This window comes from Levilactobacillus huananensis, assembly GCF_003946145.1.
In the GTDB taxonomy this organism is placed as follows: Bacteria; Bacillota; Bacilli; order Lactobacillales; family Lactobacillaceae; genus Levilactobacillus; species Levilactobacillus huananensis.
Map to the genome: position 1 here is coordinate 21,631 of NZ_RHOC01000013.1, position 18,096 is coordinate 39,726.

21 protein-coding genes and 1 tRNA gene are annotated in these 18,096 nt (G+C 48.3%); 6 read left to right on the forward strand and 16 right to left on the reverse strand.

From position 1 onward, the window contains the following. The first annotated feature begins 110 nt into the window (after positions 1–110). Positions 111–1,388, forward strand: a complete 1,278-nt coding sequence (locus EKM71_RS09395) for a DUF805 domain-containing protein (protein WP_125574385.1) — start codon at positions 111–113, stop codon at positions 1,386–1,388. 269 nt (positions 1,389–1,657) lie between these two features. Here the strand turns inward: EKM71_RS09395 and EKM71_RS09400 are convergent, their stop codons facing one another. The 4 genes from EKM71_RS09400 to EKM71_RS09415 form a co-directional block, all read right to left on the reverse strand. Beyond that, complete coding sequence (locus tag EKM71_RS09400) at positions 1,658–3,271, reverse strand: BCCT family transporter (protein WP_318530887.1); 1,614 nt, start codon at positions 3,269–3,271, stop codon at positions 1,658–1,660. A gap of 308 nt (positions 3,272–3,579) precedes the next feature. Further along, positions 3,580–4,194 (reverse strand): sugar O-acetyltransferase, encoded by a 615-nt coding sequence (locus tag EKM71_RS09405; protein ID WP_125574360.1) that lies wholly within the window; start codon positions 4,192–4,194, stop codon positions 3,580–3,582. A 311-nt stretch (positions 4,195–4,505) separates the two neighbouring features. Next, complete coding sequence (locus EKM71_RS09410) at positions 4,506–4,955, reverse strand: VOC family protein (protein WP_125574361.1); 450 nt, start codon at positions 4,953–4,955, stop codon at positions 4,506–4,508. A 113-nt stretch (positions 4,956–5,068) separates the two neighbouring features. Further along, positions 5,069–5,899 (reverse strand): ribonuclease H family protein, encoded by an 831-nt coding sequence (locus tag EKM71_RS09415; protein ID WP_125574362.1) that lies wholly within the window; start codon positions 5,897–5,899, stop codon positions 5,069–5,071. A gap of 270 nt (positions 5,900–6,169) precedes the next feature. Between EKM71_RS09415 and EKM71_RS09420 the strand changes: the two genes are divergently transcribed. After that, positions 6,170–6,643, forward strand: a complete 474-nt coding sequence (locus EKM71_RS09420; protein ID WP_125574363.1) for a hypothetical protein — start codon at positions 6,170–6,172, stop codon at positions 6,641–6,643. Positions 6,644–6,738: 95 nt separating this feature from the next. On the opposite strand, the gene codA is transcribed toward EKM71_RS09420, so the two are convergent. Together codA and EKM71_RS09430 are read right to left on the reverse strand one after the other, a co-directional pair. Beyond that, the gene (gene codA, locus EKM71_RS09425) at positions 6,739–7,974 is read right to left on the reverse strand and encodes a cytosine deaminase (protein ID WP_125574364.1); all 1,236 of its coding nucleotides are present in this window, start codon (positions 7,972–7,974) and stop codon (positions 6,739–6,741) included. 36 nt (positions 7,975–8,010) lie between these two features. Next, positions 8,011–8,307, reverse strand: a complete 297-nt coding sequence (locus EKM71_RS09430; protein WP_125574365.1) for a hypothetical protein — start codon at positions 8,305–8,307, stop codon at positions 8,011–8,013. A gap of 105 nt (positions 8,308–8,412) precedes the next feature. Here EKM71_RS09430 and thiD point away from each other — a divergent pair, with 105 nt between their 5' ends. Further along, positions 8,413–9,228 (forward strand): bifunctional hydroxymethylpyrimidine kinase/phosphomethylpyrimidine kinase, encoded by an 816-nt coding sequence (gene thiD, locus EKM71_RS09435; protein WP_125574366.1) that lies wholly within the window; start codon positions 8,413–8,415, stop codon positions 9,226–9,228. A gap of 64 nt (positions 9,229–9,292) precedes the next feature. Here the strand turns inward: thiD and EKM71_RS09440 are convergent, their stop codons facing one another. The 3 genes from EKM71_RS09440 to EKM71_RS11105 all read right to left on the reverse strand — a co-directional run bounded on the left by EKM71_RS09440 (position 9,293) and on the right by EKM71_RS11105 (position 10,506). Next, positions 9,293–9,472, reverse strand: a complete 180-nt coding sequence (locus EKM71_RS09440) for a hypothetical protein (protein WP_125574367.1) — start codon at positions 9,470–9,472, stop codon at positions 9,293–9,295. After that, entirely contained in the window at positions 9,465–10,157 is a 693-nt protein-coding gene (locus EKM71_RS09445; RefSeq protein WP_125574368.1) for an NAD(P)H-dependent oxidoreductase, read from the reverse strand. The genes EKM71_RS09440 and EKM71_RS09445 overlap by 8 nt, the downstream gene beginning before the upstream one ends. A 199-nt stretch (positions 10,158–10,356) precedes the next feature. Next, positions 10,357–10,506 carry a hypothetical protein gene (locus EKM71_RS11105; RefSeq protein WP_164479009.1) on the reverse strand — a complete coding sequence of 50 codons (150 nt, stop codon included), beginning with the start codon at positions 10,504–10,506 and terminating at the stop codon, positions 10,357–10,359. A 229-nt stretch (positions 10,507–10,735) separates the two neighbouring features. On the opposite strand from EKM71_RS11105, the gene EKM71_RS09450 reads away from it, so the two are divergent. Continuing rightward, positions 10,736–10,809: transfer RNA gene (locus EKM71_RS09450), tRNA-Arg, on the forward strand. Between the two features lie 96 nt (positions 10,810–10,905). Here EKM71_RS09450 and EKM71_RS09455 read toward each other — a convergent pair. The 5 genes from EKM71_RS09455 to mutY all read right to left on the reverse strand — a co-directional run bounded on the left by EKM71_RS09455 (position 10,906) and on the right by mutY (position 13,937). Further along, positions 10,906–11,148 (reverse strand): cytochrome b5 domain-containing protein, encoded by a 243-nt coding sequence (locus EKM71_RS09455; protein ID WP_125574369.1) that lies wholly within the window; start codon positions 11,146–11,148, stop codon positions 10,906–10,908. Between the two features lie 151 nt (positions 11,149–11,299). Continuing rightward, the gene (locus EKM71_RS09460; RefSeq protein WP_011668621.1) at positions 11,300–11,503 is read right to left on the reverse strand and encodes a cold-shock protein; all 204 of its coding nucleotides are present in this window, start codon (positions 11,501–11,503) and stop codon (positions 11,300–11,302) included. A 196-nt stretch (positions 11,504–11,699) separates the two neighbouring features. After that, a complete protein-coding gene (locus EKM71_RS09465) occupies positions 11,700–12,308 on the reverse strand; it encodes an alpha/beta hydrolase (RefSeq protein ID WP_125574370.1) in 609 nt (202 codons plus the stop codon). Between the two features lie 10 nt (positions 12,309–12,318). Then, positions 12,319–12,639: a hypothetical protein gene (locus EKM71_RS09470; protein WP_125574371.1), complete on the reverse strand. Its 321-nt coding sequence runs from the start codon at positions 12,637–12,639 to the stop codon at positions 12,319–12,321. 158 nt (positions 12,640–12,797) lie between these two features. Then, positions 12,798–13,937 (reverse strand): A/G-specific adenine glycosylase, encoded by a 1,140-nt coding sequence (gene mutY, locus EKM71_RS09475; protein ID WP_125574372.1) that lies wholly within the window; start codon positions 13,935–13,937, stop codon positions 12,798–12,800. Between the two features lie 140 nt (positions 13,938–14,077). Here mutY and EKM71_RS09480 point away from each other — a divergent pair, with 140 nt between their 5' ends. After that, positions 14,078–15,727: a peptide ABC transporter substrate-binding protein gene (locus EKM71_RS09480; protein WP_225418026.1), complete on the forward strand. Its 1,650-nt coding sequence runs from the start codon at positions 14,078–14,080 to the stop codon at positions 15,725–15,727. 449 nt (positions 15,728–16,176) lie between these two features. Here EKM71_RS09480 and EKM71_RS09485 read toward each other — a convergent pair whose 3' ends face one another. After that, on the reverse strand, positions 16,177–16,491 hold the full coding sequence (locus tag EKM71_RS09485) for a DUF7671 family protein (RefSeq protein WP_125574373.1): 315 nt from the start codon (positions 16,489–16,491) through the stop codon (positions 16,177–16,179). After that, positions 16,488–17,528, reverse strand: coding sequence for a lipoate--protein ligase family protein (locus EKM71_RS09490; RefSeq protein ID WP_225418027.1), 1,041 nt, complete (start codon positions 17,526–17,528; stop codon positions 16,488–16,490). The genes EKM71_RS09485 and EKM71_RS09490 overlap by 4 nt, the downstream gene beginning before the upstream one ends. Before the next feature lie 142 nt (positions 17,529–17,670). On the opposite strand from EKM71_RS09490, the gene EKM71_RS09495 reads away from it, so the two are divergent. Continuing rightward, positions 17,671–18,045, forward strand: coding sequence for a glycine cleavage system protein H (locus tag EKM71_RS09495; RefSeq protein ID WP_125574374.1), 375 nt, complete (start codon positions 17,671–17,673; stop codon positions 18,043–18,045). Positions 18,046–18,096: the final 51 nt, after the last annotated feature.

Here is an 18,096-nt window from a genome sequence, read left to right on the forward strand (position 1 = left end):
ACCAAGCATAATCTAGTCAACAATTAACCCTTTTAAATCTAAATCAGCTAGTGTATGGTTGAAATAAAGCGATATTTACATAACGCGCCCAACTCACGGAGGTGCCACCAATGCCAACTGACCCTGACTTCAAGTTTTGCCTACACTGTGGTCAAAAAATCCCCATAGAATCCACGTTTTGCCCGCACTGTGGCACGAAGCAGCCTACAGAAAAGTTTACCGATTCACGAGAGACTGGACCTTCTGCGGATCCCAACATTGCGTCTGAATCAGATGCGCAACTTGAAACAGTCTCAACGTCACAACCAGCTCCAGAAACACCTTCAACACCTGCCTCAGAAGTAGACATGGATCCCACCAACCAGTCAAATATGGTCAATGCCTTTGACCGCGCCATCAAGGCGGCTTTTACCCTCAAAGGACGGTTCTCCCGGGCAGACTATTGGTGGTTCTACTTGGACACTCTCTTAATCACTTTAGTTGTCATGGGTCTCTTCACTTTGGTCTTTTTCGCCAAAAGCTTGACCCTGACTCCCGGCAAGTACATCGCCTTTTTCCTAATTGGTGCGGTGGTGGCCTTGCTCAGTGTGTTCCAGTTCACTGCCACTATTCGCCGCCTACACGACACTAATCATTCTGGCCACTTTCTTTGGTTATCCTTGATTCCAACCATTGGTCCCATTATCTTGATCGTCCTCCTCACCCAGCCTGCGGTGACCGTCAACAACCGCTTCAACCAGCCACAATCACCAAAAGCTTGGACGAAGAAGTGGTGGCCTTGGACAATCCTAGCAGCTCTAACACTAGTCTTCGCCTTCTCCTATATCTCAATGAGTACAATGACTCGAGCCGCTATTATTTCCATCAATCAAACGGCAGACCAGTCCACTGACAAGTCCTCTACCGGGGGAAATTTAACTCTTCAAGATTCTCAGGTTCAACTTAGCCAAGAGCACACCTATCCCATCACCTACCAAAACAAGAGCTGGGCAAAATCCATCTTTGCCATCGACAAGGTGGTCGTCGCCAAGACAGCTAAGCCAGTCAAGCTCGATAACAGCGATAAGCAACAGGCCTTCAATGGCGTCATTGCAGTTCACTTCAAGATTAAAGCTGGTCGCGACATCGCCGCTTACCCAACACAAGCCACATTAAACACCAATCTCGGCCAGCAGGTGAATTCTGATATGAGCCTAAGTGATACCTTCGACGGCGATCTGAATAAAGGCACGAGTCAAGCCGGTAACGTCTATTTTCTCTTGCCAAACCTCAAGTCGGCTGCCAGCATCACGTCTATTCGCCTAAAATGGGATGCTTTTTACGATACCAACGATGAAAACGACAACGACTTTGCGAAAAACTTCGATACAACTTTAAAATTAAACTAGACGCTCTGTATCTTAGCTCAAATGAAAAGAGTCACCGGCAACCTTCCCTTTACGGAGAGGTGCCGGTGACTCTTGTTTTTGTTCAGTTTAATTTGACCTGTTGAGAACCGTCAGATAGAAGAACGTGACTCTCGCCGAGTGCTCTGAATACTGGCAGTCTCGGAAACGTGTTCGTTCAGGCTGCCCTTCCGTTTAGTCTCGACCAGCCCTCGTTCGGCTTCGCCCAACGGGTACTGATCACAACTCTGGTTCAAGCCCGCGTTTACACGCTATCTGGCGTGGTCTGGTGACAAGATCATTGGCCCGCGAACCGCACGTGGCAATTCGACAGTAATCCGGCGGATAACCACTGGTTGTGGCACGACCACAGGTGCCGTCTTTGGCTTGGCAGCCAACATGTGCCAGATAGAATGTAATAACAGCACACAGACAAACATCAGTGGGAACCCAGCAATTGTGGAAACCGTCTGAACGGTCTTGAAGCCCCCGACCATCACAATCCCGAAGGAGAAGAAGATGAAGACAACCACCCAGACCATCCGATTCCAACGACTTGGTTCTTCACCGTCATCCAAGTGAAGACTGGTGAAGGACGACACGATGAAGGCTGATGACGAAATCGTTGTGGCTAAGAAAATGAAACATGAGATACAGTACAGTGCCAAGATAATCATCTTAAAGGGCAACGTTGCAATCACCGTGGCAACCACAGCAGCTTGACCTTGCGTGTTTAAGATGTGAACCAGGTTAACGGCTCCGGTACGTTGTAACCACAAGGAGTAGCCACCAAAGATGGCATAGAAGCTCATGCACCCTAAAGCCCCATAAGTCAACATTCCCACGAGGACTTGACGAATCGTCCGTCCCTTAGAAATCCGGGCAATGAAGAGCCCCATGACGGGCATATAGGAGAGCCACCAACCCCAGTAGAAAATCGTTTCCTGCTGAGCAGTATTATCTCCCCCGTTAGGTAAGGTGTTAGTCGACATGGCCACAAACTTTTGGGCCATTAATCCAATACTATTTGTTTCAGAATTTAAAATATAAACTGTGGGTCCAATAATTAAAATTATCGCTAATAGCCCCAGCGCCGTCCAAATATGGGCGGAACTTAAGCGGTTGATCCCACCGTTTAAACCATGGAAGACCGTAACCGCAAACAGAATAAATAGAATCACAAAGAGTTCAATTTTTAGCATCAAATTATCTTGAACACCGGTAAGCCGGCTTAAAACCTTGGAGATAATTGGAATTTCCATCCCCACGGACGATCCAATTCCGCCCATGATACCAAAAACGACCAAGAAGTCCACGACGTGCCGCGCAATAACCTTGCCCTTACTATCCCCCTGAAGACTGGTGATAGCGGCACTAACCCGCTGAACCTTGGCGTGCTTGACGTACAACACGTAAGCAATCGCAATGGTGGCTGGCGCAAACATCATCCAAGCCATGGGACCCCAGTTGAACTGCCCCAACATGTGTGCTGCGCTGTAAGCCTCTCCGGAGAAAGGCTTCAGTCCAAACGCTGGGTGTTGTAAGTAGCGCAATGGGTCCACGATGGACAGCATCAAGATGCTGGCATCGATCGCCGTAGCGAAGACCATGGACCCCCACTGGAAGTTACTATAGTGAGGCTTGTCTTCCGGGTCACCAAGTTTTACCTTACCAAATTTACCAAATGCCAAATACATAAAAAATAAAAAGTTGACCACGTACACCATCATATAGGCCCATGACATGCGAGTATCAATCCAATTCAAGATGGCGCTCAGACTAGTCTGTAACTGGCCACCGCCTAAAATGAATAACAATGACGCGAGTATAAATAACACGATGGTTGGTACGAATACTAACTTATCAATATTTTTACGCGCTAAAATAAATAATCCTCCTCATTTGATTCCTGAGAAATCCGATGGACTCCCAGCGGCACCACTTCAGAAGAGATTGTACGAAAAAAGCGCTGTTACCAGGTCGTCTTACGAGCCACCTGTACAGCGCCTAACGGTTGTATACAAATTGCCTTCGCAAATCTTCTTAAAGCGATATCCACAACCCATTATACGCGGAAGCAATGATTAGTAAAATCTAGCACTACAATAAGATTTTTAAACTGCAATTAAAGCGGTTACACGCCCTATCATGATAGGAATCTAAGAATTTGATTAGAATTTACGTTTCCGCTCTTTTAAGCCTTGTCGCCGAGCTTGTCTGCCCAACGTGCCTTTGCAGCGGCATTTCCGGCCTCACTATTGTCAATCTTCTTAATAGCCCGGGCTGGATTACCCACGATAACCACGTTATCCCCAAAGGACTTCGTCACGACCGAACCAGCGCCGACGACCACGTTATCTCCCAGCGTGACTCCCGGAAGAATCGTGACCCGACCACCCAACCAAGCATTGTTGCCAATGGTAATGGGGGCCCCCATCTCAACGTCATTCTTCCGAGCCATGGCGTTTAATGGATGGACTGGCGTGTAGAGGCCGATGTTGGGACCAAAGTAGCAGTTCTCCCCAATCGTAATCGGACAGGTATCTAGGAACGTCATATCATAGTTCCCGTAGAAATGATTCCCGATGTGGATGTTCCAACCGTAATCAAACTTGAAACCCGCTTCAACGAAGAAATCGTCGCCGGTATCTTCGATTAACTCACGATAACCATTGTTTCTTTCTGCATTATCATCTAGCTGATTGACTGCCCGTAATTGTTTACGTGCCACCATCCGCCGTGCGATAAGTTCCTTGTCAAATTGTTCATACGGTTGTCCCGCCGTCATCTTTTCTCGTTCCGTTGCCATATCTTGAATCACTCCTCTTGCGTTTCATGATAACACGCGATTGGTCTGGCCCCCAAATCAGTTCGCATTGACAACTGGTCAGATAACTGACTTTTCGCTTAATCGGCCTGGTTTACGGATACCTGCTTATCCGATTCATACGACAACGTTAGGCTTCATTTTCGACACAAACTATAAGCCAACCAAAAAATTCTCATTTCAAGATTAAGTGGCCAACACTGCCAGACGAGATCACCGGCAACTGCAGGCAACCAATTTACATCTATTTCAAAAAAGGTCAGCGCACTAAGCGTTGACCCCACTAAAGTTCTTTAATTATCCAGTAACATCGGTTGTTCCCGTAAGATCCAGGTAATGCCATAGGCATCAACAACCTGTCCCATCTTCCCACCGGCAGTCTGCGTGGTAAACGGGCTGATAACCTTGATATCTGATTTAAGCAGATGTTGATAGAGGTCTGTCAGAGCCTTAACTCCTTCGGAATCCTGTTCATCCACCGCAATCATTAATGACACCAAAGTCGACGAGGTCGGTTGACCCATCAACGCATCAGCACACTGAATATCTAGGCCCATGACCCGAAAGCCGCCACTCATGGTCATTTCGGCCAAATTCATGGTTGGTTCCAACCCAAATTGCTCAACCTCACCCGCTGTCGGACTAACCCGATAGGCATCGGTTGCACCAAACACCCGCTCGTAATAGCTGATGGCCTCTTTCGCGTTTTCAAATTCCAGATACGGAATTAATTTTGCCTGCATCATCGGTACCCCATTCATTGACTTAATTTTTTAACCCATGACTAGAACCGGCAAACCAGTCTAGTCCCCCAAATTAGGTTATCCGCATGTAATCCTTAGGTCTCATTATACCCTTAATTATCAAGAAGTGGAAAATCCTGTAAACTACGGCTCAGATCAGCCACAGATTGGGCCGTCGTTTGGCCGTGTTTCGGCGTTGCCTCGGTCTGAACTTTTGCGACCTCCGAAGTCGACATTTGCGTGTGATTTCCACCACTCATGTGATCCATGGTTTCATTCAATAGATGATCCACGAAGACATTCCCTTGATTGGTCGCATGCCCCTTGGTCCATTGGTAACTCAGGTGAGAGAATTGTGGTAACAGGTGATCGACTTTTTGCCAAAGTTCAGCATTGGCCAATGGTCCCGCACTGCGCTTCCAGCCGCGGCGTTTCCACCCAGCCAACCAGCCCTGGGTCACAGCGTTCAAAACATATCGCGAGTCTAGAACAAAACAAATCTGCTGATCCGTTACCCCCAGCTCAACCAGATGTTGCAGCGCATTTTGAAAAGCCATGATTTCCATCCGATTGTTGGTTGCGCCAAACTCACCATCCGAGCCCTTCTCCACGCGGTCAGGTAACTCGATTCGATACGCCCAAGCCGCCTTATCCTCAGCTCGAACATGTCCACCGGCAACGTTCCCCGTATTCCGTGAACCACCATCTGTGTACACGATGATGTCCGCATCAGCGGGGCTCGTCGTTGTCTGTATTGCTTGATGCTGCTTGGCAGTAGTCTTGGCTTCTGCCTGTCCTTTCATGAATGCATTAGCCTCAGCTGCCGTCGCAAAACTCTTGTACTGAGCACCGGAAAATCCGCTCACCTGGCTCTGGGTCTCCGGCCAAGTTCGATAGATGCCAGGCTTTTTCCCCTTGCGCACCGCATAGTATTTCTGTGCCACCTAAATCCCTCCGCTTTCAAACTAATCTAAGCTAGTTTACCATACTTTACCCACAATCCCGTAAATCCACAATTGCCAAGTTTATGGTGCCGTTACCATCTCCGGTATTTCACCTGAAAGTTTCTGAAAATTCAACGTTCCTTAAAAAAGGTTAATTTAAAAGGTTAAATTGTTTTCATAACTTTTATATTATGATAACCTAGATAGTGTGAGTATTGGCCGGAGACTGTCAGTACCTGTATTTTTTTCAATTATTTAAGGGGGTTTTTGATGAAGAATCCAATCCACGCTTCACTTATCACCGTCGACCAAGCCCGCGCAATGCTCAAGGATCAGCGAGAACAACGTGATGAACGTTTTCCCCAGCTGTCCACCTCCGGCCAATACATTTTACCTGATTACCGGATGACCAGAAAACGCGAGGCTTTCAAGATTCGACGTCATACGTTTCTGAAGAAACATTACCGTTCCTACGTTGCCTTTGATTCCGACAACGGCCAGACTCTTTGGATTCACAACTTTTCTAGTTTATCTGAAGCTTGTTTCTGGCTCAACATGGGCTTGAAGCCTAACGATACGGACTCTGCCAGTTCCTACAAGGAATGGAAGACACATCACGTTGACGAGCTTGAAGCGCTGAAGGCCGAATTACGCGACATGAATCAAGCCAAGCGTAAACCAGCGGCACCTGCCGAACCGGCTAGTGTCATTACTGTTAAAAAAACTAAACACACCCGTAAATAGGTGTGACTCAGACAAGCGTTCCGGAAAATTCCGGAACGCCTTTTTTGACTAGAAAAAACCTCCTCCACCGTCAGGCAGAGAAGGTCGTCATTAATTTAAAGATCTAAGTGAACCTGTTTAGGATCGGTCTTAACGATCATCTTACCATGGTGAATCGAGTAGAGAACTTCAGAGCGTTGGTTCAAGGCGTTGTAGAAATTATCATTGTTCATGATCACCAGGTTAGCTGGCTTGCCAACAGTGATGCCATAGTGGTCACCCACGTGCATTGCCTTGGCCCCATTAGTTGTGACAAACTTGTATGACCCATTAATGTCATCGTAACCCATCATTTGTGTCACATGGATCCCCATGTGCAGAGCATCCAGCATGTTTCCGTCACCCATTGGGTACCACGGATCCTTGATGTCATCTTCCCCAAAGGCCACGTTAACCCCGGCAGCGTTCAATTCCTTCACACGAGTCAATCCGCGACGCTTAGGATACGTGTCGAATCGGCCACCTAAATGCGTGTTAATTAGTGGGTTGGAAATCATGTTGATGTGTGACATCTGTAAGAGACGCATCAGCTTGTAGGCATAGGCATTGTTATAAGACCCCATGGCCGTAGTGTGACTGGCCGTCACTTGGTCACCCAAACCAGTCTCTAAAGCTAACGTGGCCAATGTTTCCAAGCCACGGGAAGCCGGGTCATCAATTTCATCACAGTGCGCATCGACTAACTTACCATACTTCTGAGCGAGCTCAACGGCAAAGTGGAGGGATTCCACACTGTACTCACGAGTGAATTCAAAATGAGGAATGGCCCCGATAACGTCGACACCCAACTTAGCGGATTGTTCCATTAACTCTTTCCCATGTGGGAAGGAGAGGATACCTTCCTGGGGAAAGGCGACTAATTGTAATTCAATAAAGTCTTTAACTTCATCACGAACCTCAATCAAGGCTTTTAATGCCGTGAGATCAGGGTCAGTGACGTCCACATGGGACCGCACGAACTGAACCCCATGTGAAGCCTGAAGTTCCAACGCTTGGCGCGAACGGGTCTTGACGTCTTCGATACTGAGCGTCTTCTTTCGTTCTGACCAAATGCGGATGCCGTCGAATAAGGTCCCGGATTGGTTCCATTCTGGGTCACCAGCCGTCATAGTACTGTCCAAATGAACGTGAGGATCAACAAATGGTGGCAAAATCAATTTACCGTGCGCGTCAATCACCTGCTCGTGATCCTTTGCCGTTAAATGATCGGCAATTGCCGTAAACTTGCCATCCTCAATCCGAATATCTTGCGGTTGTGTTGCATTTTCGATAAGACCTTGTTGAATTAACATGGGCGTTAATCGACCTCCTACAATTCTATTTGTCATCTAATAAAAGCCTGGGATCGTCATGCCTAGCCCCAACAATGTGGCATCCACCACCAACCCCAGAATCAGGGCAATAGTAATCACCGTTGACGGGATAAGGCCCCATGCAGAACCACGCTTGGCGGCACGACTTAACCCTATTAAGCTTATCACAGTTAATCCGATCCCGATCGATAAAGTCACAGGTTCACTGGAAAAGATTTGGTACGCCACCGTCACAGCTCCGACGATGGCATACCAGCTGACAGCGACACCCATGACCCACCAGAAAACCAACTGACGCCAGGCTTTAGACATGGTTCTCACTCCTCATAGATTTATTTATAGAGAGACTTAATAGCGCGCTTACAATCACTTATGCTATGCTAGACCCATTCTTAAAACACTGGAGGTTTCACTCTTATGGTCAACTCATTTCCACAAGCCCTCACCATCGCTGGGTCTGATAGCGACGGTAGTGCCGGCATGCAAGCCGACCTACATACTTTCTTTGCTCGGCACGTTCACGGTGCCTCAGTCATCACCGCCTGCGTTGCCGGTAATTCCTATGGTATTCACGCTAGTATCCCTATGCCAACCGATTTCATCGACCAAGAATTTAAAGACCTCGCCGACGACTACCACATCAAGGCCGCTAAGACCGGGATGCTGGCTGATTCCGAGTTGATCCATAATGTCGTGAAGAACTATCAGGCGGCCAACTTTGGTCCCCTAGTCGTGGATCCCGTCATCATGACCAAACATGGTAACCAACTCCTTGAAGAAAGTGCCTTTAACACGTTACGAACCGAATTATTACCTCTCGCTACGGTCCTCACACCCAACTTCTATGAAGCTCAGAAGATTGCCGAAATGACGATCAACAACGATGCTGACATGGAGGAAGCTGCGCATAAGATGCAAAAGATGGGCGCCAAAAATGTCATCGCCAAGGGTAGTCATGCCAAGGAAAACCAGACTCATGTCAAAGACTTCGTGTTGTTAGAATCTGGGGAGAACTTCTGGTTAAGTGAGCCTTACCATGAGACGGACCGTGTGAACGGCACCGGTGACTCCTTGTCTGCTTGCATTACCGCAGAACTCGCTAAGGGGACTCCAATGAAGGATGCCATTATGATTGCCAAGCAATTTGTAAATACCGCCATCGGTAATCCCGTTGAAGTCGGCCACAAATTCGGACCTATCAACCATTGGGCTGCAATGGAACAAAACTTTTAGTCATTCACATATTACACTGGGTCACGACACCCGCCGTGACTCTTTTATTTTGTCATCGGCCCGGTCACCACTGGTCTGGGCTCCAGGTACGACCGTCGACTTCGCCCCCAAGTTGATCCGCTCGCCGGTCCTGTTCAGCGATGAGTTGTTTTAAAGCTAGCCAAAAGGCACGGTCGGTAAACTTCACCTGTTGTTGGGCGAGCTGGTCAATCTGTTCGTTTAACCATGCTGCATTCTCAGTCATCACTTTGCTCCTTTATCAGTGCCAGAGTATCTGTTAGCTGATCCAGATCGGCACTCTTCTGATCGAAGACACTGGCAATCAATTTGCCCTTGGTCTGCTGGTCTGCCGGTAACCGATCAATCATCCCTGGTAATCGTTCGGCAAACCAGTTTTGCCGAGAAGTCAGGCTATCTGGTTGGGGTTGCGTCAAGTAACGTTGATAGCGAACCACTAGCTGAAGCTTTTCATTCTCATTGAGATACCCAAATTGATGAATAGCCAAGATAGGTAGCCAAGTCATCTTAGCCCGTTGTGCGACCGCCGCCAGAGGCGCCAGTGCGGCATCCAAGGTAAGTCCCTCGGCACCACCGCGTTGGAAGGCCTTGCCAGGCATCCCCGTGGTCACAACCACGCCGAGTTCCTTGCCTGCCAGTGGATACCGATGATCGCCATAAACAAACTTCCTGGTTAACACCGAATCTTCCCATTGTTTGAGACTAGCCGGTGCGGCAAACCAATAAAGGGGAAACTGAAGAATGACCCGATCGGCCTGACGAAGCATTGACTGTTCCTGGTTCACGTCAATGGTCTGTTGACCGTCCAACCACTCCCAGTCGATCCCTGTGGCCGGCAGACTTTCTTTTAGGAACTGTTGACTACTCGAATCTGCCAGATGGGGATGGGCCACCAATACTAACGTCTTCATTATCGCATGAACTCCCTTTCTGTCGTGTACTTAATTGTAGCCTCACTTTATCACAAAATTGCTTTAATTGGGGACTTGAGGCCCGTCTTGTCCACCCACCTAGCATCACTAGTACGCAACCCCTAGCCATTTTAGTAAAACTGCGTATAAAAAAAGTGACCGGAATAACGATTCCAGCCACTGCTAAATGAAAATTTAGTTAAATCAAGCGACGGTCAGAGTCGTCGGGTAACTTGCTCCGGGTGGCAAGATGCTTACTATTTTTTCGGAACGCCTCTCGGTTGTTGAGATATAACTGACCACCTGCCGCTAAACCAATAATAAATAAAATAATAACTAGTGCATGCATAGCAATTCCTCCCGTCAACTTTTAGGTTACAGTTATATTATCGTAATGTTACAGGAACATTGCAAGCGGTTTGGATCAAAAATTAAAAATTCTTGAGATTTTTTCACGAAAGTAAGTTAATCCTGTAAACCTCATAATGGGGTGATGGTCAGGAGCAATTCTCAACAGTAATTGACAGGTTGCGTTGGCTTCTCTATAATTAAGAAGTTGTCGAGCAGACTTCCATTAGGTCGCAATAGCTCAGCTGGATAGAGCAACGGTCTTCTAAACCGTAGGTCGAGGGTTCGAATCTCTCTTGCGACATCATTCAGAAGTAATCGAATAAGTTAAAGAAGGCGTCGTGAGCAGATTATGCCCACGACGCCTATTTTTTCATCTCTCATTACCGACCACTAAACGCTAGTCGTCTTGGTACTTACCCACTACAGGAAGCTTTGCCAAAACCTTGCGACCATGAGGAGATTGGCCATCAATAACACTGGTGAGCTCGTTCCCCGCCAGATTGCCATGATGCTTGCCACCCTGCCAGGCTTCGACACCAGACACATCGTAGACAACACCATCAACCGCCACATAGGCTGGTTGCCCATCTTGGCCATTGAACTTGGCTAGCTCAGTTTGGTTAAAAATCGTTTCACTCATTCAAAATCACCGCCTAATTTGATTAGTCTTATCGTAAACTGACTAATCAAACTTTACAAGCAATTCGCCTTTCACCTGATAACTCTCTAGTCAAAAAAAACCACTAACCGAAGTTAGTGGTTTTTTACGACACGATTTAGGCTAATGTAAATTAGTCGACAACCGATACGTTAGCAGCTTGTGGGCCACGGTCGCCTTGTTCTACATCAAGGGATACGTGTTGGCCTTCTTCAAGCGTCTTGAAGCCTTCACTGTTGATAGCTGAGAAGTGAACGAACACGTCTGAGCCGTTTTCCAAAGTGATGAAGCCGTAACCTTTATCAGCGTTAAACCATTTAACAGTACCTTGTTCCATAAGAATGAAACCTCCGTGTGCGCATAGCGCAATATTATTTGCATTTGAAAGCTGGGGTAAAAAGGAGCCATTCTTATAAGAACGTCGAGCCTTTAAAACTTCCGAACCATAAATACATTATCAATAGAATACCAGGTATTCTCCAAAATAGCAAATGAGAAGTGTTCGTTTTTCAAATCTTTTTTAGCGTACTCCCTCAATCGTTTTTACCCAACCAGTTTTTAGCAGCACGCACTTCTTGTGGTGTCAGCATATGGCTACCACCAGTCTGGTAAAGGGTTACCGCGGCTTTTGTACGCCGACAATCAGCCGCCACTTGTTGCACCGTAGCCACCGTTACTAACGGGTCACGTTGCCCAGCAGACAGCCAAATATTTAATTTTGGCCGTTCAATAAGTCGAGGTGTTGCAACCCATAACGGGTGAAATAAAACGGCTTGGGTCCCAGGTAAATCTCCGGTACGCAAGCCATAAGATCCCATCGCCGCACCATTAGAATAACCTACCGTGATCAAGTGATCAACATCCCAGCGATGATTCTGACAAATCTGCCGGACGCTGGCACCCAACCAGGCCGATTCATCAGCGACTTGTTGTGGATCGATGGGGCCGGCTGCCGTCTGCTGAAAATACTGTCGTTGTGCACCTTCGCCCAACCGACCCCCAATCGTCAACAAGGGACTCTGCGGGACCAGTCGCCGACCAAAAGCTAACATTTCTTCATTTGTGCCCCCCGTCCCCTGCAACAGCAAGACTGGTGGCGCCGTATTCGCTCCCGGGGCCGTTTCAATTAACTCGTCCGTCATGTTATCTCTCCTACCGCCGAACAATCAACTCAATTTGAGCCTTCTGAAGGGCAAAATTAAGGCCATAACAAGGCTCCGTTAGAATCTTACTGTACTCGCTTAAGACATCGTCAGGCAGTGGCGTATGGCTTCTCAGACGCTCGATTAATGCCGGAGCAGTCGCCATCTCCTTTAGCGAAACAAAGAGTAAGGCATTATTGATTAAATCATGAAGCAGATCGGTCAATAAGCCATTGGGCTTCCCCTTCGCATCAGTCACAACCACTTGGTGACTTTCGACTTCCTGATGATTCACGGATACTGACTTGAGAACATCAAACACCGTTTGCATGATTAAGTACCCCCTCGTGATGGCCGAGAATCGTAAACCCTTTTGACCATCAAACCGACTGTCATTTTTTAAAAACACTTGCGGTCACTGGTCAGAGCCACTGACTACACCGCATCATTGATTACTTTGATGATACTGCAACTTGGCTCGAAGAGAAACTAATTTTCTTTGAACACCGCATGTCCAACCTGCTTCTCGTAACGCGCCATCATCTTCTCTTGAACCTTAGGAAGGGGCAACGCAGACACACGATCGGCGGCCACCCATTGCCCTGGCAAGAAATCTAACGAAGGGGTCACTGCAAGTTCCGCCACAAGTAGTTTAACTTGCCAGCGCTGATGCGTATAGGTATGGCTAACTGGGCGACCACCTAATAGCTGAAGGGGTAACGCCAGTTGATTTTCGCGTAACCATTTCTCCCGTAACACGGCCAAATCCATCTCTTCGGTCGCCTCGTCCGCCTGCTTCTCATCTCGCAGGTCAGTCTGTTTGACGAGCGGAAAACACCAGTAACCCGATAGCATTTCCTGGCTTCCTCGTTGAACCAGCAGATAGCCCGCTGGCGAATGAACGATGAGACCGTAATAGGGCATTAATTTCGGCCGAGGCGCCTTGGTCTTCACGGGAAAATCAAGGACCCGACCAACGCGATACGAGGCATCAAACCGCCGAACTGGCGAGTGCTCTGGGTCTGGATTCTTAGCTGTCATGTAACTCGATCCCAGATCCATGATGGCCTGATTAAAAGCACCCGGGCGCTGCGGATCCACGATTGGCTGAATAATATCGGTGAAGAGTTGTCGCGTCTTAGGTTTCGCAATGTCGGCATCGATCATGAGTAATCGGGCAAACACCCGAAAAGCATTACCGTCCACTGCGGGCACTACCTGGTCGAAGGCAATGCTGGCAATCGCACTGGCCGTATAGGGTCCAACCCCAATCAGGTCTTCGAGTTGGGCTGCCGTTTCCGGCCACTGGCCATGATAGTCGGTAACCAGCTGCTGTGCTGCCCGTTGCAAGTTACGCGCACGTGAATAGTAGCCCAGCCCCTGCCAAGCTTTCAACAGCGTGGCTTCTGGTGCCCAAGCTAAGTCCGTTACCGTTGGAAAGGTCGCGATGAAGTTCTCATAATAAGGAATGACCGTTTGGACCTGAGTCTGTTGCAACATGACCTCGCTGATCCAAGTGTGGTAAGGATTTCGTCCATGCCGCCACGGCAAGTCGCGGCCCTCGGCGTCGTACCACGCCAGTAAGGTGCGGCGAAACTCGACAATTGTTTCTTTAGACCATTGTTCCATCCGTCTCGCTCCTCTACTTGTTTTCACCATTCTAGCGAATTCCCTGCGGTGCCACAAGTCACCGGCCAAAACAGCTTGACGCCACCGTCTCGCTCACCTATTATCAGAGAAGAATGCAGTTCACTATCGGAGGGGTAAACGTGAAATATTGGCGAATCTTAGGGATCCTGATGCTAGGTGTCAGCTTGACTGGTTGTTCCACGAACCACGAAACAGATACGACTAGCGATAGTCAGGGAGTCATGACTAAAAATCAAGACTTAACCCTCACTACAACTCATCCCATCACCAGTTTAGACACGGATAAACTTTCTCAATTCGGTCGTTTAAATAACACGATCGAAGGCCTCTATTCGGCAATGGGTGACAGCGATACAGAGCTGGCTCTTGCCAAAAAGGTGACGATCAATGCAAGCCGTACCACTTATACCTTCACACTATGGAAAGATTCCTACTGGAGTAACGGTGATTTAATTACAGCTAGTGACTTTGTCTTCGCCTGGCAACGTGCCTTGGAACCGCGCACGAAGGCTCCCAATGCCGACTTATTTGACGGCATCCAAAACGCCCGACAGATCTTAAATGGCAAGTTGCCAGCCAGCCAATTAGGTGTCAGTGCCCCGGATAACTTCACCTTAGTCGTCCACCTGGACCATCCGATGGCCGAACTACCACAACGATTGGCCTTTCCCTTATTTGGGCCACAAAACGAAAAATTTGCGAAAAAAATGGGTAAGCGCTATGGCACCAAACCCCAATACCAGGTCTATGCAGGACCTTTCATGGTTTCCAGTCATAAGTTCAGTATTCAACACTGGCACATGGTCCCCAACCCTCATTACTGGGATCGCAAACACGTCTACCTCCGCCGGGTCGACGTTCGGATGTACCCTAGCCAGCGCGCCGCTTGGAATGCCTACGAGGACGGAACACTAGATGAAATCCGTCTCGTCAACAAAACCAACCTCAAGAGTTTCGAAAAGAGCGCAGACTATACAGCCCGGCCCTATTCAAAAATGGTCAACTTGGTCTACCGCCAACGTGGAAATACTGCTAACACGCGCCTTATGCGCCAGAAGATGGCACGTCTAGCTATCTCCCATGCCATTAATCGTCGCGTGCTCACGCAGGCTTCTTATGGGTCCACCTCATTGCCAGCCAAAGGAATTGTTCCAGCCGGTCTCAGTCGTGGTGTCCGAGGAACCTCAGACTTTGCTGCCGCGCAACCTGAACAAAAGACGCTGGCCTTCCTGCCCAAGACCGCACAAACAGAATGGCTGGCCGCACTAAGGGCGAACCATCAAAAGCGAGTCACCCTCACACTTGGCTACTCGGATACCGGTTCCGGAGAAAAAGTTGCCAAAATCCTCAAGCAACAACTTGTCGAAACTCTGCCAGGATTAACCATCACACTAAAGCCTCGCGAAGAAGGCCTTAACCGTGACTATGCACCTGTGACTGCTGACGTAACAGTCGTTACCCAGCGGGCCCAATATGCCGATCCCTTAGCTATGTTGGACCTCTTCACCAGCGACAACGCCGCCAATTTTGGACACTGGTCCAATGAGACCTATGATGACCTAATTGATCAAGCCAGCAATGCCCCTAGTTTCAATTCTCAGCGTTGGCAGATTCTCCTCAAGGCTGAGGGCGTCCTCATGAGAGAACAGGGTGCCACGCCACTGATACAGCCAGCTAGTACCTACCTGGTTAATCCCAAATTGAATGGTGTTGTCTACAATACGGTCGGCACACAGTCCAATTTCAAGAGTGCCTACTTTGTCCATTAACTCAGGTTGACTCGGCCGTTATATAGATAAGTCTGGAACCTCGACACCCAGAAATTCGTTTCAGATCTATAATCTTCTCACGCAATTTGAAGCTGAAAAAATCACGCGCCTCCAAAGTCGGTCGCCAACAGCTAAAGTTGTCTTCTATTGCCAGCTTTGCTTTAAGTCACAACCGGGCTCAAATTAACAATGCCCCAGCTTCGTAAGCGTAATCAATTCATATAGACTCTAAACCAAAAAGCACGACTGAAAGTTTTAATTCACACTTTCAGTCGTGCTTTTTGGTTTGTTTTCAACTTAGCCTGTTAACTAAGATTGGCCGAAATTAGCCACCAAAATCCCTATCAACTCCAACTCCCTTAGCCGGCGGCCAGAGATGACGTCAGTCGTAGTGGTCGCGTTAACTGATACTTTCCAGTTTACAGCAGGTGGGCACTCTGATAACCGATCTAATTCGGTAATTGTGCTTGGGCCAGATCGAGAACATCAGGACCCACGAATTCACTCGTCAGTCGTTGCATCGGCGTAAACTGGTGACGTTCCTTAAATGGCACGGGAGAAGCTGCCACTACGGCCACCTTGAGGTTATTTTCCGTCAGAAAGATCTGCCCAACCCCCTGATATTTTCCCTTACTGTGCTTTCCAGTTCGCCAGGAATGCAGTTTGAAATTCCCATCTGGTTCCCGTTTAATTTCATATTGTCCCGAGGCGTTGGTCACTACCGGCACACCTATATATTGATTCACGGCATACTTGCCCTTCATTCGTTATCCTCCTTCGTCAAGGCTGACGCGACGATGGCGACATCGTTTGCTGCCAGCACGCCTTGTTCAGCGGCAGCCGACAACACCGGCGTCACCGCCGCAATCGTGGCTGACTGTCCCGTCAATTGCTCGGCAATCGCCGCCAATTCAGTCGGCGTCCCCACCGTGCCAAACAAAGCCACGCGTCGGTACTGTCCCGACTGTCGTGTAAAGTTCAGGTGGAGATCGCCAGTCACTAATTGGCAACGGCGATATTCCCGTAAACCGGGATTGGCCCCGTAATTCCAGGCATCCGTACGATATTTTTCGGCGAGTCGTTGGTCAATCACGGCCCAGTCCCGATTTGTCAGCTGATACGTTTTAATCTGATCTATGCGATCCACTTGAAAAATGTGACAAAGTAAAGCCGTCTTAAATTCTTGAATCGTCAGATCTCGATAGGCTGGCGCCAGGTATTGGCGGAGATTAGTGATAGCCACCCGATTGGAGGCTACCCCGCGATGTGCATGCTTGGTAACCGGCAATAAAGCATGGTGCGCCGCATCGACATTGAGATCATACATAATGGTCCCCCCAGCAGCGTACCCCTCCCCGTTTTTAAACATGGTCATCCCCGAGAATTTCTTCTCACCCACAACGAGATTACTCTTCTGACGAATGCCTAGATTGGAAACTCCCATGGCTTCTAATGCCTTTAGAATGGGAGCGGCGAAGATGGCATAGTCGCCAAATACTGATCCATCTTGAGGATCACCGTTCACAATATGTTCAAAGATCAAGTTCCGCTCATCGTGATAGACGGCACCACCACCAGAGGTTCGGCGTACCAACTGGACGTTCTGATCGGCGAGGTAGTGAAAGTCAACCTCGGCCGCCACATTCTGATTGACGCCGACAATAACAGCTGGTTGATTGACGTACATCATGAATCCATGTCCCGGCAACTTGAGATCATTAACCAAATAATTATCAATAGATTGATTCACGACAGCGTCCGTGACCGCTTGACCATTTCGATTGGTATCAATGAGAAACATCGTGTCAGCTCCCTTGGCTTCATTCTAATAAATGTAGTTTAGCATACCGCCTCTTCCCGTTCCAATTCTCAAGGGATTCCAGTTGTCAGGCCGGCCGTTTAAAGGCTATACTGAAGACACAATCAAGAAGGAGCGGACTGCGATGGCGACACAAACAATTTGGCAACGACTCACAACCTGGTGGCAACGTCGACACCAGGCGGCACCAGTGCTCACCATCAAAGATGGCGTCTGGCTGGAACAACGTGATCAGGGCCATTATCGTCTGGGACTGGCTAGCGATGCCCGTGAACAGATGGGCACCCTGAGTTTCGTGGATCTCCCCATCCTGAGCGGGGATCATCTGGAAACTGGCGACGATATCCTCGAAGTTGAGAGTGACAAGGCCGTTCAGAATTTTCAGACACCAACCGCTGGTACCGTCGTTAAGATTAATGACACCCTGATGTCTAATCCTGAAGCAATCAACACCAATGATCAAGCAGCCAATTGGGTTCTAGAACTTCAAACCGACTAATTAAAAATGGTCATCAGCACATCTTTCAACATGGCTGATGACCATTTTTAG

What these genes read in the sequence shown, in the direction of transcription:
- EKM71_RS09485 (WP_125574373.1), bottom strand. Translation starts at nt 16,491, where the DNA reads ATGAAGGGCAAGTATGCCGTGAATCAATATATAGGTGTGCCGGTAGTG.
- EKM71_RS09445 (WP_125574368.1), bottom strand. Translation starts at nt 10,157, where the DNA reads ATGAAGACGTTAGTATTGGTGGCCCATCCCCATCTGGCAGATTCGAGT.
- EKM71_RS09410 (WP_125574361.1), bottom strand. Translation starts at nt 4,955, where the DNA reads ATGCAGGCAAAATTAATTCCGTATCTGGAATTTGAAAACGCGAAAGAG.
- mutY (WP_125574372.1), bottom strand. Translation starts at nt 13,937, where the DNA reads ATGGAACAATGGTCTAAAGAAACAATTGTCGAGTTTCGCCGCACCTTA.
- EKM71_RS09495 (WP_125574374.1), top strand. Translation starts at nt 17,671, where the DNA reads ATGGCGACACAAACAATTTGGCAACGACTCACAACCTGGTGGCAACGT.
- EKM71_RS11105 (WP_164479009.1), bottom strand. Translation starts at nt 10,506, where the DNA reads ATGCATGCACTAGTTATTATTTTATTTATTATTGGTTTAGCGGCAGGT.
- EKM71_RS09470 (WP_125574371.1), bottom strand. Translation starts at nt 12,639, where the DNA reads ATGCAAACGGTGTTTGATGTTCTCAAGTCAGTATCCGTGAATCATCAG.
- EKM71_RS09465 (WP_125574370.1), bottom strand. Translation starts at nt 12,308, where the DNA reads ATGACGGACGAGTTAATTGAAACGGCCCCGGGAGCGAATACGGCGCCA.
- codA (WP_125574364.1), bottom strand. Translation starts at nt 7,974, where the DNA reads ATGTTAATTCAACAAGGTCTTATCGAAAATGCAACACAACCGCAAGAT.
- EKM71_RS09460 (WP_011668621.1), bottom strand. Translation starts at nt 11,503, where the DNA reads ATGGAACAAGGTACTGTTAAATGGTTTAACGCTGATAAAGGTTACGGC.
- EKM71_RS09430 (WP_125574365.1), bottom strand. Translation starts at nt 8,307, where the DNA reads ATGTCTAAAGCCTGGCGTCAGTTGGTTTTCTGGTGGGTCATGGGTGTC.
- EKM71_RS09405 (WP_125574360.1), bottom strand. Translation starts at nt 4,194, where the DNA reads ATGGCAACGGAACGAGAAAAGATGACGGCGGGACAACCGTATGAACAA.
- EKM71_RS09455 (WP_125574369.1), bottom strand. Translation starts at nt 11,148, where the DNA reads ATGAGTGAAACGATTTTTAACCAAACTGAGCTAGCCAAGTTCAATGGC.
- thiD (WP_125574366.1), top strand. Translation starts at nt 8,413, where the DNA reads ATGGTCAACTCATTTCCACAAGCCCTCACCATCGCTGGGTCTGATAGC.
- EKM71_RS09440 (WP_125574367.1), bottom strand. Translation starts at nt 9,472, where the DNA reads ATGACTGAGAATGCAGCATGGTTAAACGAACAGATTGACCAGCTCGCC.
- EKM71_RS09420 (WP_125574363.1), top strand. Translation starts at nt 6,170, where the DNA reads ATGAAGAATCCAATCCACGCTTCACTTATCACCGTCGACCAAGCCCGC.
- EKM71_RS09490 (WP_225418027.1), bottom strand. Translation starts at nt 17,528, where the DNA reads ATGTTTCTCATTGATACCAATCGAAATGGTCAAGCGGTCACGGACGCT.
- EKM71_RS09395 (WP_125574385.1), top strand. Translation starts at nt 111, where the DNA reads ATGCCAACTGACCCTGACTTCAAGTTTTGCCTACACTGTGGTCAAAAA.